The organism is Neorhizobium sp. NPDC001467, assembly GCF_050275975.1.
Lineage (GTDB): Bacteria > Pseudomonadota > Alphaproteobacteria > Rhizobiales > Rhizobiaceae > Neorhizobium.
Window position 1 is genome coordinate 748,444 of record NZ_JBNNPS010000002.1, and the last position, 16,462, is coordinate 764,905.

At 59.0% G+C, this 16,462-nt stretch carries 18 protein-coding genes, 1 tRNA gene and 1 rRNA gene; 8 read left to right on the forward strand and 12 right to left on the reverse strand.

From position 1 onward, the window contains the following. The first annotated feature begins 90 nt into the window (after positions 1-90). From ACQKKX_RS08240 to ACQKKX_RS08255, 4 genes are read left to right on the forward strand one after another with little or no spacing between them, the layout of a single operon-like run. Positions 91-915 (forward strand): alkaline phosphatase family protein, encoded by an 825-nt coding sequence (locus ACQKKX_RS08240; protein ID WP_427570070.1) that lies wholly within the window; start codon positions 91-93, stop codon positions 913-915. Continuing rightward, a complete protein-coding gene (locus tag ACQKKX_RS08245) occupies positions 912-1,739 on the forward strand; it encodes an ABC transporter permease (protein WP_427570071.1) in 828 nt (275 codons plus the stop codon). The genes ACQKKX_RS08240 and ACQKKX_RS08245 overlap by 4 nt, the downstream gene beginning before the upstream one ends. Continuing rightward, positions 1,736-2,530 carry an ABC transporter permease gene (locus ACQKKX_RS08250; protein ID WP_427570072.1) on the forward strand — a complete coding sequence of 265 codons (795 nt, stop codon included), beginning with the start codon at positions 1,736-1,738 and terminating at the stop codon, positions 2,528-2,530. Before ACQKKX_RS08245 ends, ACQKKX_RS08250 begins: the two co-directional genes overlap by 4 nt. Continuing rightward, a complete protein-coding gene (locus tag ACQKKX_RS08255) occupies positions 2,527-3,531 on the forward strand; it encodes an ABC transporter ATP-binding protein (RefSeq protein ID WP_427570073.1) in 1,005 nt (334 codons plus the stop codon). The genes ACQKKX_RS08250 and ACQKKX_RS08255 overlap by 4 nt, the downstream gene beginning before the upstream one ends. A gap of 216 nt (positions 3,532-3,747) precedes the next feature. On the opposite strand, the gene ACQKKX_RS08260 is transcribed toward ACQKKX_RS08255, so the two are convergent. The 4 genes from ACQKKX_RS08260 to ACQKKX_RS08275 all read right to left on the reverse strand — a co-directional run bounded on the left by ACQKKX_RS08260 (position 3,748) and on the right by ACQKKX_RS08275 (position 7,082). Next, positions 3,748-4,029 carry a hypothetical protein gene (locus tag ACQKKX_RS08260; protein ID WP_427570075.1) on the reverse strand — a complete coding sequence of 94 codons (282 nt, stop codon included), beginning with the start codon at positions 4,027-4,029 and terminating at the stop codon, positions 3,748-3,750. A 223-nt stretch (positions 4,030-4,252) separates the two neighbouring features. After that, positions 4,253-5,014 carry an ABC transporter ATP-binding protein gene (locus ACQKKX_RS08265; RefSeq protein WP_427570076.1) on the reverse strand — a complete coding sequence of 254 codons (762 nt, stop codon included), beginning with the start codon at positions 5,012-5,014 and terminating at the stop codon, positions 4,253-4,255. Next, positions 5,011-6,042 carry a FecCD family ABC transporter permease gene (locus ACQKKX_RS08270; RefSeq protein WP_427570128.1) on the reverse strand — a complete coding sequence of 344 codons (1,032 nt, stop codon included), beginning with the start codon at positions 6,040-6,042 and terminating at the stop codon, positions 5,011-5,013. Before ACQKKX_RS08270 ends, ACQKKX_RS08265 begins: the two co-directional genes overlap by 4 nt. A 17-nt stretch (positions 6,043-6,059) precedes the next feature. After that, positions 6,060-7,082, reverse strand: coding sequence for an ABC transporter substrate-binding protein (locus ACQKKX_RS08275; protein WP_427570077.1), 1,023 nt, complete (start codon positions 7,080-7,082; stop codon positions 6,060-6,062). A 666-nt stretch (positions 7,083-7,748) separates the two neighbouring features. Between ACQKKX_RS08275 and ACQKKX_RS08280 the strand changes: the two genes are divergently transcribed. Continuing rightward, positions 7,749-8,249 carry a sigma-70 family RNA polymerase sigma factor gene (locus ACQKKX_RS08280; RefSeq protein WP_427570078.1) on the forward strand — a complete coding sequence of 167 codons (501 nt, stop codon included), beginning with the start codon at positions 7,749-7,751 and terminating at the stop codon, positions 8,247-8,249. Position 8,250: 1 nt separating this feature from the next. Here ACQKKX_RS08280 and ACQKKX_RS08285 read toward each other — a convergent pair whose 3' ends face one another. Then, complete coding sequence (locus ACQKKX_RS08285) at positions 8,251-8,643, reverse strand: response regulator (protein ID WP_427570129.1); 393 nt, start codon at positions 8,641-8,643, stop codon at positions 8,251-8,253. 220 nt (positions 8,644-8,863) lie between these two features. On the opposite strand from ACQKKX_RS08285, the gene ACQKKX_RS08290 reads away from it, so the two are divergent. Further along, positions 8,864-9,217: an SPW repeat domain-containing protein gene (locus ACQKKX_RS08290; protein ID WP_427570079.1), complete on the forward strand. Its 354-nt coding sequence runs from the start codon at positions 8,864-8,866 to the stop codon at positions 9,215-9,217. Between the two features lie 20 nt (positions 9,218-9,237). Next, a complete protein-coding gene (locus ACQKKX_RS08295) occupies positions 9,238-10,413 on the forward strand; it encodes a zinc-dependent alcohol dehydrogenase (RefSeq protein ID WP_427570080.1) in 1,176 nt (391 codons plus the stop codon). Positions 10,414-10,996: 583 nt separating this feature from the next. On the opposite strand, the gene ACQKKX_RS08300 is transcribed toward ACQKKX_RS08295, so the two are convergent. The 5 genes from ACQKKX_RS08300 to ACQKKX_RS08320 form a co-directional block, all read right to left on the reverse strand. Next, positions 10,997-11,509 carry a ferritin-like domain-containing protein gene (locus tag ACQKKX_RS08300; protein WP_427570130.1) on the reverse strand — a complete coding sequence of 171 codons (513 nt, stop codon included), beginning with the start codon at positions 11,507-11,509 and terminating at the stop codon, positions 10,997-10,999. A gap of 86 nt (positions 11,510-11,595) precedes the next feature. Further along, entirely contained in the window at positions 11,596-11,766 is a 171-nt protein-coding gene (locus ACQKKX_RS08305) for a hypothetical protein (RefSeq protein ID WP_427570081.1), read from the reverse strand. Between the two features lie 30 nt (positions 11,767-11,796). Then, positions 11,797-11,994, reverse strand: coding sequence for a hypothetical protein (locus ACQKKX_RS08310; protein ID WP_427570082.1), 198 nt, complete (start codon positions 11,992-11,994; stop codon positions 11,797-11,799). A 110-nt stretch (positions 11,995-12,104) separates the two neighbouring features. After that, positions 12,105-12,623 carry an NAD(P)/FAD-dependent oxidoreductase gene (locus ACQKKX_RS08315; RefSeq protein ID WP_427570131.1) on the reverse strand — a complete coding sequence of 173 codons (519 nt, stop codon included), beginning with the start codon at positions 12,621-12,623 and terminating at the stop codon, positions 12,105-12,107. A 74-nt stretch (positions 12,624-12,697) separates the two neighbouring features. Next, complete coding sequence (locus ACQKKX_RS08320; protein ID WP_427570083.1) at positions 12,698-12,919, reverse strand: hypothetical protein; 222 nt, start codon at positions 12,917-12,919, stop codon at positions 12,698-12,700. Between the two features lie 159 nt (positions 12,920-13,078). Between ACQKKX_RS08320 and ACQKKX_RS08325 the strand changes: the two genes are divergently transcribed. Beyond that, entirely contained in the window at positions 13,079-14,275 is a 1,197-nt protein-coding gene (locus ACQKKX_RS08325) for an IS256 family transposase (protein ID WP_427570084.1), read from the forward strand. 1,632 nt (positions 14,276-15,907) lie between these two features. Here ACQKKX_RS08325 and ACQKKX_RS08330 read toward each other — a convergent pair. Next, positions 15,908-15,984 (reverse strand) — tRNA-Met (locus ACQKKX_RS08330). Positions 15,985-16,370: 386 nt separating this feature from the next. Next, positions 16,371-16,462, reverse strand: a 5S ribosomal RNA gene (rrf, locus tag ACQKKX_RS08335); the annotation flags it as partial.

Consider the following 16,462-nt stretch of genomic DNA (forward strand, 5'->3'; position numbering starts at 1 on the left):
CCGGCGACATAATCTTCCGTCAGATATCCCGTCTCGCGGATAAATCCGCGAGACGTTCTTGCATTGAATTCAGCGAAAAGGACCAGCTTCATGACGAAGCGCACGATCTTCATCATTCTCGACGGCCTCCGGTATTCCACCGCGCGCGAATGCCTCGGTTACATGGAAGCGCTGGTCGCAGGAGCTGAAGCGCAGGTCTATCGCGTCGATAGCGAACTGCCATCGATTTCCCGCCCGCTGTACGAAACGCTGATGACCGGCCTGCCGCCCGTGGTGCACGGTGTGACCAGCAATGGCGTGGTGCGGCGCTCCAAGTTCGACAACGTCTTTTCACTCGCCCGCAAGGCAGGTCTGGTGACGGCCGCCGCCGCCTACCACTGGTATTTCGAACTCTACAATCAGGCGCCTTTCAGCCCGGAATTCCGTCACATCAGCAATTCCGACGGCGGCATCCAGCATGGCGCCTTTTACTGGCAGGACCATTACCCGGACGATCACCTGTTCGCCGATGCCGATGATCTCATACGCCGGCACAGTCCGGATTTCCTGTTGCTGCATCCGATGAACATCGACGATATCGGCCACAAGCATGGCGGCGCTTCCCGCCAGTATCGCGACACCACCCGCAACGCCGCCGATCTTCTCGCCCGTTATGTGCCGCAATGGCGTGCGGCTGGTTATTCCGTCATCGTCACCAGCGACCACGGCATGAGCGACGACGGCAATCACGGCGGCCCGCATGAGGACGAAGCGACCGTGCCGCTCTATACGATCGGCGCCGACATCTTCACGCTCGATGCCGCGGCCCAGCCGAAACAGACCGAACTTGCCGGCCTGATCTGCCAACTGCTCGGCATCGAAGATCATGGCCTTTCCGTCCCTAACCTGCTGAAGCCGGATGTGGCTCGCCCATGAGCCACCACGCCTCTCCGATCATGAAGTTGCTGGCCGCACCCTTCCTCGTCATGCTGGCCGGACTGGTCATCTGGCCGCTGGCAACCGTCGTCATGGACAGTTTCAGCAAGAGCGGCGCCTGGTCGCTCGGCAACTATGTCGAAATCCTCGCAAGCGCCTATTACGGCCAGAGTTTTGTCAATTCGCTGCTGATCTCGCTCCTGACGACGGGGATCGGGATGGTCTTCGGTTTCCTGATCGCGGTCAGCCTTCGTTACCGCAAGGGTGGCACGCGCCGCATGGCCATGGCGCTCGCCAATATTGGCGCCAATTTTGCCGGCGTGCCGCTGGCCATGGCGCTGGTTTTCCTCCTCGGGCTGAACGGTATGCTGACGCTGCTCCTGAAGGCATCCGGCCTGATCGGCTCGTTCAACGTCTATTCGCTGACGGGCCTGATCGTTGCCTACTGCTACTTTCAGATCGCCCTGGCCGTGCTGTTGATCATTCCCGTTCTCGACGCCATAGAGGCGGAGCTCGAGGAAGCCGCCAGCCTGATCGGTGTAGGGACCACGCGGTTCTGGCTGCGTGTCGGCCTGCCGGTCGTCGCCCGACAGATGATCGCGATTACCACGCTTCTCTTCGCCAATGCCATGGGCACATATGCGACGACGCTGGCGCTCGCAGGCACCAGCGTCAATATCGTTACCATCCGCATCAGCGAACTCGTTTCGGGTGACGTGTTTTCCGATCCCAACCTCGCCAATGCGATCGCCATGGTGCTGCTTCTGGTTCTGCTCGTGCCAATCGTCGTCAGCCAACTCCTCCTCAAAGGCGACAAGCGATGACGACAACCCGACATCCGGCCCTGACGGCAACCCTCTGGCTTGCAGCAATCCTCATGCTGCTGCCGGTCCTTGCCACGTTCCTCAATTCGATTGCTACCGGCTGGACGGGTGGCATCCTGCCGCGCGGCCTGTCGCTCGACGTCTATCGGACCATCCTTTCGGACAGCCGGTTTCAAGCGGCTTTGCTGCGCTCTATCGCGGTTGCCGGACTGGCGCTGTTTCTCGCCTGTCTGCTGATTGTGCCGGCCGTGATCGCCGCCCACCTCTATTGGCCGTCACTCGACACCTGGATGACGCGGCTGGTGATCCTGCCCTACGCGGTCCCCACCATCATTCTCATGGTCGGTTATCTCCGCGTCTTTTCCGCTCCGCCCCTGCAGTTCAGTGGACAGCCGATCGTCCTCGTCCTGACTTACGTGCCGCTCTGCTTTCCGATGTTCTATATCAACGTCAAGAATAGCCTTCAGGCGATTGATACGACGGAACTTCTGGAAGCCAGCCGGCTGTTGGGCATTGGCGATGTGAGACTTTTGCGCCGGGTCATCCTGCCCTCGATCTTTCCGGGCATCGCGCTTGCCGTCGTTTTGAACTTCGCCGGCCTGATGAGCGAATTCGTCTACGCCCGCATGCTGGTCGGCGGCGAGTTCGAAACGCTGCAGATGTACATGTTCGCACAGCGTGACCTCAGCGGCCGCCTGTCGAGCGTGATCGTCACCGTCTATTTTCTCATAACACTTCTCATCACCTTCGCGGCCTTCAGGCTCGTCTGGCGAACGGAGACAAAATCATGACCTATCTCGAACTCTCCGCTATCGGCATGCGCTACGGCGACAATGTCATTCTCGACGGCATCGATCTTTCCGTGGCACAGGGCGAAATGCATGTCCTGCTCGGCCCTTCCGGCTGCGGTAAGACCACGCTCCTGCGTTCCATCGCCGGACTGGTGCAGCCCGACAAGGGCGCAATCCATCTGGCCGGTCGCGCCATCGAAAAGCTGCATCCAAAAGATCGCGGCATCGGCATGGTGTTCCAGCATTACGCGCTGTTCCCAAACATGACGGTTCGCCAGAACCTTGCTTTCGGTCTCGAACAGCGCCGACTTGCCCGCAAGGTGATCGACGACAAGATCGACGCCGTTCTGGAGATCGTCTCGCTGCAGGACAAGGCAGACGCCCGTCCGCGCCAGCTTTCCGGCGGGCAGAAACAGCGTGTGGCACTCGCCCGCGCGCTCGTGCTGGAACCCTCGCTGCTTCTACTGGACGAACCCTTGTCGGCACTCGACGCGCAGATCCGCAAACGTCTGCGCGACGAATTGAAGCGCATCCAACGCCGGACGGGTCTGACCAGCATTCTCGTGACGCACGATCAGGACGAGGCGCTGTCGCTCGGCGACCGGATTTCCGTGATGAACAAGGGCGGGATCGCCCAGACAGCGTCAGGAACGGAGATCTTCTACCGCCCTGCGGATCTGTTCGTCGCAAAATTCATCGGCGATGCCAACATCCTGACCGCCGCGGAATTCGGTCGCCTGATCGGCAGGGATTTCGACCAGACCGCGGTTATCCATCCGCATATTTTCAAGATCGGCAAGGCGCCGGAAAATTCAGACCTCTTCGAGGTTGCAGCGACCGTTGTCGAAACAGTGGCTGCCGGGCATGTCGTGCGATACGTGATGCAGGCAAATGGCATCGTCTTCAATGTGGAAGCACAGAGCGCCATGGATGAAGGGCATCTCGCTGCAGGCGCAGAGACAACCGTGACGATTGATCCGTCAAACAGTCATTTCATGTGAAAAGCGGCTAGGCGTCGGGTAATAGTTCACCGTTGTCACTATTAGGTCTTGATGAGATGTGGACCTACGACCCGCCATTTGCGCTCTGAATGTACCGCGACGCCTGTTCGAACGGCTCGCATAGATCCTCGCCCCTCCGGGATGACGCAATCTGCACGAAGACAGTGCGATACTTCACAGGGGACCTACCTCCGGTGAATTGCCAGCTCCGTTCGTTCAGGAGGCGACTTCCAGTCTCTCCCAACTCTCGTCCCTGCGTGCGATCCAGAAACTGTAGAGGGCTGCGGCAACACCCGTTCGGTCCGCTCCGGAAAGGCCGTGGATGAGGATGGGTTTTGGAGCCGTCTTCCTGAGGGCCAGGAGAGCAGACGCGCGCGCCAAGTCCAGCCGCCTTGATGCTGTCATGCGAAAATCGATGTGCTTGACGCCCGGTTCGTCGGTGGTGCGAACCTTGTCGCTGTACCAGTCCTTATTGTTTTGGTCTCGCAGATTGATCACCGTTTTATCCGTAATCGCGCAGGTAGCGTTCAAGCTGCGTTGAGGACGGCTGAACGTCCCATCGTCTTCGCCTCGCCGATTTGGTCGATGACGCGATATGTCTGTCGTTGCTGACAAAGACCTGAAGGCTTCCTTGGTCTGGCGGATGTTCCCGAGACCGGTATGACGCCCAGGATTTCGAAGGCCGGACGGGGTTCAGGAGAGTTGCTGTCTTGCTCTAACGTCAACGCAGGAAGTGGACATGAGGCCGCTTATGGTGGGGTGAAACCTCGATACGGGCATCGACCGCAAAGACATCATTCAGCAGGTCCTGCCTCAGCACCTCTTCTGGGGCTCCGGACGCGACGATCCTGCCTCGTTGCAGGACGATCAGCCGGTCGCAGAACATTGCCGCGTGATTGAGATCATGCATCGCGATGATGCTGGTAATCGGCAGGTCCGAGACGAGCCGCATCAGGCTGATCTGGTGCTGGATGTCGAGATGGTTAGTCGGTTCGTCGAGGATCAGTTCCTTCGGCGACTGGGCCAATGCCCGGGCGATATGGGCGCGCTGCCTTTCGCCGCCGGACAGGCTCTGCCAGCGCTCGTTGCGCTTTTCCGTCATACCGGCGCGAGCGAGCGCTTGCGCCACCGCGTCGTCATCCGCCGTCGACCAGCCGGAAAACATCGAGCGATGCGGAAAACGTCCGAGCTTCACCACATCGATGACCCGGAGGTTGGAATTGGTCGTTGCGTGCTGCTCGACGAAGGCTATCCGTTGAGCCATGACGCGACGGCCGATGCTCCTCAGGTCCCGACCGTCGAGCGTGACGCTGCCCGAATGCGGCGTCTTCAGCCCCGCGAGAAGACGCAGGAGCGATGTCTTGCCCGATCCGTTGGGGCCGAGCAGGCCGAGCATTTCTCCCGGCTGCGCTTCGAAGGAGACGCCGTCGAGAATGGTCTTGCGACCGATCTTCCAGGTGATGTTGTCAGTCCTGATGCTCATGACGCCCTCTGGAACCGGTAGAGGATGACGGAGAAGAAGGGCACGCCGACAAGCGCGGTGACGACGCCGATCGGCAGGACCTGCTGCGGGATCAGCGCCCGCGAGGCGATGTCCGCCAGCACCATGAAAATGGCGCCGACGATCGCGCAGGCCGGCAGCAGGCGGATATGCAGGGGGCCGACGACGAAACGGGCCGCATGGGGCACGACGAGGCCGACGAAACCGATTGTGCCGACCATGCTGACGATCGTTGCCGTCATCACCGCTGTCAGCGCAAAAAGGACGATACGTGCGCGACCGACATTGACGCCGAGCGAGGCGGCTGCCTCGTCACCGAAGGCGAAGGCATCGAGCACACGGGCATAGCAGAGGCAGGCAATCAGCGCGATGCCGACAACCACCGACACCAGCATGAACTCAGGCCACCGCACACCGCCGAAACTGCCGAGCAGCCAGAACATTACGTCGCGCGCCTGCTGCGCATTGCCGGATGTCGTGACGATATAGGAGGTCATGGCGTTGAAAAGCTGGGAGGCGGCGACGCCGGCCAGGATGGTCCGGTCCGAACCGCCGCGCGTGCCGTTCGACAGGAGCGCGACAAAGAAGAACGCGGCAAAGGCGCCGGCAAACGCGCCTGCCGACAGCGATACCGCACCGGCGCCGAGGCCGAGGATGACGATCGCCACCGCGCCGGTCGAAGCGCCGGCTGAGATTCCGAGCACGTAAGGTTCGGCCAAGGGATTGCGCAAGAGCGACTGCATTATCGCGCCTGACAGCGCCAGCCCCGCGCCGCAGAAGGCTGCGACCAACGCCCGGCTGAGGCGGTAGTCCCAGATCACTGTCTCGTGGATGCGGTTGAGCTCGATCGTCGTCCAGCCCAAACGGTTGGTGATGGCCGCATAGGTGGTCGACAGCGGAATCGGTAGATCGCCGATCCCGACGCTGATACCCACCACAAGCGCAATGGCGACGAGGGAGGCCAGCAGCAAGGCGGCAAAAACCGCCCACTGCCGTCCCTCGGACCGGATCGTGCCGCTCGTTTCGCTCACTTCACAAGGCCCAGCGCCTTCAATTGTTCGGCAACCTGCTCGGCCCCGTAGATAGTGCGGATCGTCGGATTCATGGCCTGGCCGTCCATCACGACGATCGCCTTGTTCTTGACCGCCGGCATCTGGCTGACAGCCGGATCGGTGGTCAGGAACCTGATCTTGGCTTCCGGCTTGTCGAGTTCCCAGCGATTGCGGTCGAGATTGGCGACGACGAGGACGTCCGGATTGGTGGCGATGATGCTTTCCCAGCCGAGCGTCGGCCACTCGGCTTCGGTCTTGATCGCGCTTTCGCCGCCGAGCACGTCGGCGATGAAGCCGGACGCGCCGTTCTGGCCGCCGAGATAGGCATCAGCCGTCGGCGACGGGCTGGAGAACCAGAAGACATAAGACAGTTTCTTGCCGTCCTTGGAGACGCTGGCGCGCAGGGCTGCCTCGCGCTTTTTGAAATCGGCGATCAGCGCCTGACCGCGATCGGCCACGTCGAAGATCTGTGAAAGCTCGTCGATCTCCTTGTAGAGAAGCTCCATGTTCCAGAGCTGGTCGCGACTGCCGTACTCGTTCTTGACCTTGTCGGTCGATAGGCAGGTGCTGGGTGAGATGTAGGAAGGCACGCCGACCTTGTCGAAGTCCTCGCGCTTGGCGACCTTGCTGGTCGGACCGATGAGGCTGGGAAGCGCGGCTGCGACGAAATCCGGGTTCTGGGCGAGGAGTGACTCGAACGTCGGAAATTCGACCGTCAAGAGCTTGACCTTGGCATTGGCCGGTTCGAGTTGCGGCAGGACCTTGCTCGGCCAGAAGGCGGTGCCGACCATCTTGTCCTCAAGGCCGAGCAGCAACAGGATTTCCGCGCTGTTCTGTCCAAGCCCGATCGCCCGTTCCGGTGCCTTTTCGAACGTGACCGTCGCGCCGCAGTTTTCGACCGTCAGGGGATATTGGGTAGCAGCTTGCGCCGATGCTGCGGCAAGGCCAATCGCCGCGCAAGCACCAGCGAGGATCAGACGAAACTTGGGTGCAGTCACTTCGAATTCCCGTTACTGAGGATGAGGTGTTTCGCTATACCGACCACCCCGATCCATAACAAGACATATGCATTCATATTTTTGGCGATGAGCTTGGTCCGGCCTGCCTGGCCGAAATGTCACCCTTCGATGCGGGCGTAATTCTGCGTATCGGCGCGCCACACTTGCACGGCCTCACCACCCTCGGCGTTCCCCGACAGAACATCCGCGAAAAGTTGGTTGAGTTCGCCCAGACGTTGGAAAGACTTCGCGCATGGGAGCGCCGAAGGTCCCCAGGGTGACAACTGCCGATGAAGGGATGGTAGGCCTCGTTGTCGATGAAGCGCAGATCCTCTCCCAGGGCGATGTACATCAGTTGCCGGAAGCTGATAACCAGGTCCAGTTGCCCGATAACTCGAAGGGACCGCGTCTCAACGGCCCGAGACAAGTCGCGCTTCAGTTGAAATCGGCTAGCCTTTGGCCGACGGCATCTGAATTGCCCGGTTATTCCGACATACGACGCTCCACCCTGCACGCGCGCGGAGGAAAGACAAGCGGCCCGCCCGAGGTTCTTCAATCAAACGGTAGCGCATCGGTCGGTACGCAACCGTACATAGTCTCCCTCAGGCAAAACTTCTCGGAACGATGCGATGATCCTAATGTTTCGCAGTCTGATGGGAGGATGTCATGCAACACCAAACCAACCAGACCGGCTTCACCGAAATCGAGCTTCTCAAGCACCTGCCGGCGCTTCGAAACTTTGCTCGCCGATTTCATTCTTCACCGATTGACGTCGACGATCTGGTGCAGGAAACGTATGTCAAGGCGATTGCAAACGCGGAAAAGTTTCGGCGGGGCACACAGCTAAGGTCCTGGCTCTTCACGATTATGCGCAATACGTTCTGCACCAAGTTCGGGTTGACCAGGCGTGAGGACGTGGGTCTTGCAGATGATACCGCGCTTCAAGTCAGCGTCCCGGCAACGCAGGAATGGAAACTTCGGGGCCAAGAACTCGAACGGGCAATTTCCAATCTGCCTGAGCACCAACGCCAAGCGATCGAGATGATCTTCATCGACTGCCTGAGCTATGAGGATGCGGCTCATCGGTGCGGCTGCGCATCCGGAACAATGAAAAGCCGCGTCAATCGGGCCAGGCTGCAGCTCCGGACCGTCATCAACGGTAATTGAACTAGTTCAGGACAGTTCCTCCATCGGGCGCAAAAAGTGCCACGGCGATCTTTCCCAGCTCCGTAGGTTTTCCCGACAACGCAAAGCCTGCAAATCTCGCCGGTATAACTTCCGGATCGTATCCCGTTGCAAAAACGAATGGGACATCCGCCTGCTCCAGTTCCTCCGCGACGGGAAACACAAACTCATCTCCCAGATGAACGTCCAGGATCGCTCCGTCGATTTTCGATGAAGCGATGAGATCGAGGGCGTCTTGCACGTTTGCGGCGGGTCCGACAACGATGGCGCCAAGCTGCTCGAGCTTTTGCCGGGTCTCGTCGGCGAGAAAATACTCGTCCTCGACGATCAGGATATGCTTGCCTGCGAAAAGGCTCAGATAAATGGAATTGTCCAATACGACCTCACAGCCGGTTTGACGTAGTGGGGAATGACCCTCCACCACAAGGACGATCCCGCTTCCACCCTGATGGCTGGCGACAAGATCGCGAAGCTCTGACACCCAGCGAACAGCCGCCAGACTTCGGAGTTCCGACCGAGGTTTTAAATTCCCAACGGTTGGAACCAAATCCTCTTCCTCCGGTTCGCGATCTGCCGATTAACCGACGGGACTCCCTATGCGTATCATTCCGACCCGCCTGCATGGAATTCTCGACTACCTTGTTGGGCTGATTTTGATCGCCTTGCCGATCGCCTTGCCTCTTCAAGGTGCAGCATTCATGACGCTAATTTGTCTCGGCCTATTTGCTATTCTCTACAGCTTGTTCACCGATTACGAACTCGGGGTCATCCGGTTTCTTCGGATCCGCTTCCATCTGGCGTTGGATGTCCTGTTCGGTCTCGTCATGCTTGCTGCCTCAAGGATTGTCGACTTTCCGCCGGCGATCCACTGGCTGGTCCCCGCCATCGGCATACTGGCCATCATCCTCGCATTTATCACGCAAGTGCGAGCGACGGGCACCGCACCCTGAACCAAAAAAAGGAGAGAATGATGAAAGCACTATGCTGGCACGGCAAGGGCGATATTCGCTGCGACAGCGTTCCTGATCCCCAGATCGAAGATGATCGCGATGTGATCATCAAAATGTCGGCCTGCGCGATCTGCGGATCCGACCTCCACCTGATGGACGGCTATATTCCTTTCATGGAAAAGGGCGACATTCTCGGCCATGAGTTCATGGGAGAAGTCGTCGAGGTCGGACGCGGCAACAAGAAACTCAAGGTCGGTGACCGCGTTGTCGTTCCGTTCACCATCTGCTGCGGCGAGTGCCCGCAATGCCTGAAAGGCAATTGGTCGGTTTGCGAGCGATCCAACCGCAAGGCAGAGAATGCCACAAAGGCTTTTGGTTATCCCACTGCCGGTCTCTTCGGATATTCGCACCTGACCGGCGCTTATGCCGGAGGTCAGGCGGAATATGTACGTGTGCCCTATGCGGATGTCTCGCCTATCATCATTCCGAATGGCATTTCGGACGAGCAGGCGCTCTTTCTCGGCGACATTTTTCCCACGGGATGGATGGCGGCCGCCAATTGCGAGATCGAGCCGACCGATATCGTAGCCATCTGGGGCTGTGGCCCCGTTGGCCAGTTCTGCATCAAGAGCGCCTTCATGCAGGGCGCTGCACGCGTCATCGCGATCGACAACGTGCCGGAGCGGTTAGCTCTTGCCGCTGCGGCTGGCGCAGAGATCATCAATTTCGACGAGATCGATGGCACCATTCCCGATCACATCAAGGACATGACCGCAGGTCATGGAGCCGACAAATGCATTGATGCCGTCGGCGCCGAATCCCACGCCACCGCTTCGTTCGATGCAATCGTCGACAAGGTGAAAGCAGCGACCTTGCTGGGAACCGACCGCCCGCATGTCTTAAGGACAGCGATCATGGCGTGCCGCCCCGGCGGCATTGTTTCGGTTCCCGGTGTCTATGGCGGTTTCCTGGACAAGATTCCTTTCGGCGCGGCGATGAACAAAGGGTTGACGATCAGAACCGGCCAGACGCATGTCAACCGTTACTCGCTCGATCTTTTGCGCCGCATCGAGGAAGGCGAGATCGACCCGAGCTTCATCATAACCCACCGCGCGACGCTCGATCAGGGACCGGAACTCTACGAGACGTTCCGCGACAAGAAAGACAACTGCATCAAGGTTGTTTTGACAGCGTGAATGGACGGGCGGAGGCTGCAGATCCGAAAACGGCTTGCCGCAAACGAACGGGCCATGGCGTCGAGGCTTTCCTCGACGTCATGGCCGACCTCATGACTGAAGGCAGTGCGGGGCTTGAGGCCGCGCGTCGCCGCTGATGGTACCGAGAGTACCAAACTCGTCTCCACCTTTGTAGACAAGATGGTCGTCAGACGATGGCGGATATCCGCCATCGTTTCCTCCTGCCCGCGCCTCAACCGGCCTGATCGATGGCATGAGGAGACGGTTGAACTCCCGGCGCGTCATCGGACGGCATGCGCATCACATAAATGACGGCAATGACCAGGACGACGGCTGCGACAAGCGCAAGTAAGGTGATCAAGCCTTTCCGGGCCGGGCGCCCCGTGCTCATGTTCTATCGGGCGATCGCTCGCCCCCGCTCTCTTTGAGGCTTTTTTCGGCACGCTTCTTCAAATCCTCCCGGTTCTCATCGGCAGTCTTCGCATCAGAGCGTGCCACGTCGCTTTCCGGGTTCGATGTCGCGGGATCAGTCATTCGTGTCCCTTTCCATGAGGTTCGTCTGTTGAATAAAGAGATCGGACGGCTATACCTTTGCCGAGACGCCAGCTTCCTTAAGGTTGGCGAATTTGATCGTTGTCGGACGGAGGTTGCCGTCGAGCCATGCAGCCATGGCGATCTCTTCGTCGAGGCTGGCCTGTAATAAATTGACTGTTGCGGCAAAACCGCCAAGCTCGGCGATCGTGATCAGCGATTTGTAAGCGGCAATTTCAAAATGCTCGAATGCGAAATTGGCCATGCTGTTCTTGAGGATCTCGTCCCCGGCAACAGTATGGCCGAGCGCTGCCATCGAGCCGGTGAATGATAAGGCAGCGTCCTTCAAGGAGGAGTTATCCTCGGCGAGTGACGTCAGGATTTCGTCCAGACGGCTGATTTGTCCCTCCGTCTCACGGATATGCTCTTCGAGCCTCGCCGCCACATCGGGATAGTTTTCGATCCGCTTGACCTGAGGCTTCATGATGGAAAGCGCCTGGTTCTCCATCGCGTGAGCATTCTTCAGACCGGTGATAAAAATATCTCTCGTTTTATCGTCAGACATCATTGCCTCCTTTCGACCAACCGCAAACAATTTTCCTGGCCCAGAGTTCCCGCGCAGCGTTTAGCACGACAAGCCGAGCTGCCACATCAGCGCGTGTGCTGCTCCAACGTTCCCTGTTGCGGCCGCTGCATCGTGTTGCTGTCCGGATCCCCTGGGGTTAGTACGAAGAAATAGAGCGTCCCCAGCCCCAGCGCCGCTATCAGTATGATCGCAACGAACAGCATCATGCGGTTCGCCGGCTTTCCTTGTTGAGCCATTACGCATCCTCGTGTTTGGACATCGATCATTCATTGGGTGGGGCTGGAAACGTCGGGCGGATCATTTGGGGTCGATTGGCTGCCATTGACGAAATGGAAGGCAACTCCGAGCACGCCGACGATGGTCAGAACCACGCCGAGCCAAATCATCTTTTTTGACGCGACGGAAATCGCGATAGCGAAAAGCGTTGCCCCCGCCACAAGCGCAAAAAACCAGAGCTGCATCATCGATCACCTCCTGCATCTGTCACCGAGCCGACAACGACAGCGGGCACCGATAAACCGCTCTCACCGATTAAATGTTCCTCGATCAGACGCGCGCCGCGCTGTCGGGTGAGCTAGCGCCGTAGCCATTGAACACTCACGAGGACGCGCTTTTCGAAATTGATCAGCAGGAACACGTGCACGAAAGCCCACAGGAGCCAAGCGGCCCGTCCCTTCAAGGTCCATTTGCCGAAATCGAAAATGGCAGCGTTTCGACCGATCACCCCCGTGTTTCCTCGGCTCCCGAACACGAATTCCGCCAGGCTTGCTTGCTGTTTTAACAGACACCCAAGGAGCACCCCTCGCTGCTCGGCAACCTGAGCAAGGCCGGGCGGCCGCTTGCCATCCGTTCCCGTAAAGTCAGCGGTATCTCCAGTGGCAAAAACGTTCTCGTGGCCCGCGACGCGCAAGAAGCGATCAACCGGTATTAGCCCACCGGGCGCGGCGTCGAGCCCGAGCGAACGATGCGCAGGAGTTGCTGTTACACCGGCGCCCCAGACGACATAGCCGGTTCGAATGAACTCGGTGCCAACCGTAACGCCATCCAGGATCACATCGAGAACCCGTTGGCCCGTGCGGACCTCGACGCCGATTTCCTCGGGGTAGCATCGCGCTTAATCGATGAGGTTTTCCTCAAACGCGGCGAGGACCCTCGGACTTGCTTCGATTACAATTGCTCTGAGTTGCTCAGGCTGGATGTTTCTGAAATCAAGGGCATCATTAGGCGGCCGAGCTCGGATAGTGCTCCGGCCATCTCGACGCCGGTCGGCCCCAATACCCACGTAGGTGAGGAGGTTGCGCTTATCTGCTCGTTACCGGCTCCTTCGGCCTTCTCGGATGACGACAGGAGGCGCTGCCGGATCTGATGTGCTTCACGAATCATCTTCATGCACGGCGCGCCCGAGGGCCAGCCGTCCCGGCCGACGTAAATATATTCGGAGCCGGTGGCGAGATCATGTCCCGTCGAGTGGTGTAGCTGGATTTCATAGCCATCGGTAATTTCCCCGTAGGGTCGGGTTGCTTATGACCAACCTGAGGGACACCACCGATGACCGACGACATGATGAACCTGCGTTCACTCGTTGAGAAGAGCGCCGACGCCGATTTGCTGCGCGAGATGATCGGCTTTGCTGCCGAGAAGCTGATGGCGCTGGAGGTCGGGACGAAGACCGGTGCGGGCTATGGCGAGAAGAATGACTTCCGACTAGCCCAGCGTAACGGCTATCGCGACCGGGATTGGGAGACACGGGCGGGCACCGTCGAGCTGCGTATTCCCAAGCTTCGTACTGGCAGCTATTTCCCGAGCTTCCTGGAGCCGCGCCGGATGGCCGAGAAGGCTCTGACGGCTGTCATTCAGGAGGCTTACATCCAGGGCGTTTCGACCCGCTCGGTTGACGACCTCGTCAAGGCCATGGGTATGAGCGGCATTTCCAAGAGCCAGGTCAGCCGCCTGTGCGAAGAGATCGACGACAAGGTGAAGGCCTTTCTTGACAGGCCTATCGAAGGCGAATGGCCGTATCTCTGGATTGACGCGACCTATCTGAAGGTCCGGCGCGGCGGGCGCATCGTTTCGGTTGCTGTCATCATCGCCGTCGGCGTCAACACCGACGGCCGACGCGAAGTGCTCGGCATGGAGGTCGGCACGTCCGAGGCCGAGGCGATCTGGACCGAGTTTCTTCGAACGCTGACCAGGCGGGGTCTGCGTGGCGTCAAACTCGCCGTCTCAGATGCACATGAGGGCATCAAAGCTGCAGTATCAAAAGTGCTATCCGCGACTTGGCAACGCTGCAGGGTCCACTTCATGCGCAATGCCCTGGCCCATGCCGGGAAGAGCGGACGCCGTGTCGTCTCCGCCTTCATCGCGACGGCCTTTGCTCAGGACGCGCCAGAGGCGGCGAGCACTCAATGGCGCAACGTTGCCGACCAGATCAGGCCAAAGGTACCGAAACTCGCCAGTCTCATGGACAGCGCCGAGCAAGACGTGCTCGCCTACATGACCTTTCCCAAGCAGCATTGGGCCAAACTTCACTCGACCAACCCGATCGAGCGATTGAACGGCGAGATCAAGCGGCGCACCGAGGTCGTCGGCATCTTCCCCAATGATGACGCCATCGTCAGGCTCGTCGGCGCGCTCCTGCTCGAACAGAACGATGAATGGGCCGTCCAGCGGTCCCGCTACATGACACTTGAGACAATCGCCACGATGAGCGATGATCCGATCATCAGCCTGCCAGCCGCAAGCTGACACTCATCCGGCCCTCTGGGATGAGCCGTGGCCGTCTAAGCTACACCACGCCCTGGGACACGATCGGTGGCGATGATGAGACGGTCATCGTCTACCCGTCATTGCCATCGAGCAGAACCTGCTGCCGATGTACATCAATCCCGACCACCTGGCCCATGATCACGTTGATGTCGCGATACCGACCCGGGGTCTTGCGGATAGGCTCGACAATGTCGGCCGGGAAAGCGCCGCGGTCGCTACCTGATACAGCAGCGGCTGGAAAAGGTTGTTATTGAGACGATCGATCGCAGTGACAGCGGAATCCGTGACACCAAGTTCCTGCGCGCAAGCAAGGCTGCCGAAGCCTTCTCCGACTATTGCGATACGTTCCGGTCCCTCGCGATTGCTATCGATGAGCCGCGCTCGCCTGAGCGAAGGTCATTCGTTCCATTTCCACAAGGAACTTTCCCCGCATGCCTTGGTTCGCTGGGAATGATCAGGGAGTAAGTCGATGACGGAACATAAAAGCACGGACACGCCGACGGGTCTCGCATCCTGTAATATCTTGTTGCGGAAGAAAAAGCGTGGGGTGCTGATGGGACGCGGCGCAGTCGGTTTCCTGGCCGTGTCTACGATCTCCACCTTTGCTCTACACGTGTCCACGGCCGTTCACGGCCCCACCAGCGGAACTTGACGCCATGTCTCATTCCGGAAACCAGGGTCCGGACTGGTATTTCCGCCTCATCGGAGCACAGAACGCCAGGGCGGGAATCAGGCGGTTTGTCGCACTTCTCGCGATACTGCTGTTGATCGCAGCGCTGGCGTTGATTTGGGTTGGTTCGCCCTGATCCCGTCGCTGCACGGGCGGTCTCGTTGGATGTCGAGTGAGCAGTGCTCACCGCCATCGTCAACGGCCGCGCGCAGAGCCGGCTCGATGAGCTGGTGCCGTGGAACTACACGTGGCAATCAAACGGCTAAAGTCTGCCGCTTTCCCGAAGCGGTTATTGCGTCGTAAGAAGCGAACGTCAGCTTTAGCGCAGATGCCTTTCGCCCCAAAGCTGCCGTCGATACGATATCAGGTTGCGGATTCATTCGGTCGTAACCCAAGCATTGCTAAAGCTCAGATGATTAAGCATATCAAGGCAACAGAACAGGCTGTGTTGAGCTTTCCGATATGGAGGAAAAACTTCATACATGGGCCCTTCTCGTCGGCTTGGGCCTCGCCGGTCCCGCGTTTCTCGGCAGTTTCGTAGCTTTCACCGTCGGGGGCCAGTTGCCAGGAAAGCATGGACTAAGCCTGCTAACGGCCGATGCTCCTTACCTATTTTACCCAGTAAAGCTGGCTTTGATCCTAGCCGGATTAAGGGGTACTAACTGAGCTATCCTCTAGTGCGCGCGTATTTTCTAGGGCGAAAGGCGCGGTTTATGGCGGAGCCGGACAATACGGATCGATCCGGTTAGGCTAACAGGAGCAGAGTCCGCCTTGGCATATAGTGGCGGTTAAAAATCGTAATTGCCACTCAGCGCCTGCCTGCCGTCAAATTCACGGTTGGAGTATTCAGAACGGCCCGCCGCGCTTCGTCAATGTGCGAAGAAAGCACCGCTTTACTTTTTGGCTGCCGGAATTGGTTTGTTCATGTGCGTGGATGTTTTTGGTTGCGGGGGCAGGATTTGAACCTGCGGCCTTCAGGTTATGAGCCTGACGAGCTACCGGGCTGCTCCACCCCGCGTCACCAAGAATACGGGCCATTGCGGCCCGGAAGCAAGTCAGGCCTCATTTCAGGTTATGGGCCTGATGAGGTGAGGCCGAAGATCAATCGATTGGGTATCGATTGCCGGCCGAACGGGCTGCTCCACCCCGTAAGCGCAAAGCCTTTGGCTTTGTCGCGACTACGTCATCGCTTTGCGATGACGGACTGTGCCGGAGCAAAACCCTATGGGTTTTGTCTCCTGTAAGGGGCGCACCGGCCAGGGCCTGTGAGCTTCCTTGCATTTCATTTTAGTTCTGCAAACGACGAAGGGCCGCTTTTGAGCGGCCCAATCGGTATTTCGGCTTGGGCCGAGGTTGTGTCGAGAAGATTGTTTTCATGCTTGAAGCATGCATTGCCTTTAGAAGACCTGGCAGCGACCTACTCTCCCGCGTCTTAAGACGGAGTACCATTGGCGCTGGGGCGTTTCACGGCCGTGTTCGGAATGGGAACGGGTGCG